Here is a 484-nt window from a genome sequence, read left to right on the forward strand (position 1 = left end):
GGTCAACGATGCCCGCCTGGTGGCGCTGAATGCTCGCGACGCCGCCGACCGCGGCGCGATCATCCGCACCCGCACCAAGGTCGTCGGCGCGCGTCGCGAAGGCGACCTCTGGGCAATCCGGCTCGAGGAGCTGAGGACCGGTGACACCGAGGAAGTCAAGGCCAGGCTTCTGGTCAACGCCGCCGGCCCCTGGGTCGATCACGTGCTTTCGGCGACGGTCGGCCAGAATGACGTCCACAATGTCCGCCTCGTGCAAGGCAGCCACATCGTCATCGCCAAGAAGTTCGATGATCCGCGCGCCTATTTCTTCCAGAACAAGGATGGCCGCATCATCTTCGCCATTCCCTATGAGGAAGAGTTCACGCTGATCGGCACCACCGACCGCGACTATCCGGGCGATCCGCATGATGTGAAGATCAGCGACACCGAGATTGACTATCTCTGCGCCGCGGCAAGCGAGTATTTCGCGCAACCGGTCAAGCGT

1 protein-coding gene is annotated in these 484 nt (G+C 63.0%); it reads left to right on the forward strand.

Going from position 1 to position 484, the window contains the following annotated elements; genetic code table 11:
- Positions 1-484, forward strand: a 484-nt coding sequence (locus EN781_RS33840; RefSeq protein ID WP_127400794.1) for an FAD-dependent oxidoreductase, incomplete at both ends; no start/stop codon positions are given.

The organism is Mesorhizobium sp. M4A.F.Ca.ET.090.04.2.1 (assembly GCF_003999085.1).
Taxonomy (GTDB): Bacteria; Pseudomonadota; Alphaproteobacteria; order Rhizobiales; family Rhizobiaceae; genus Mesorhizobium.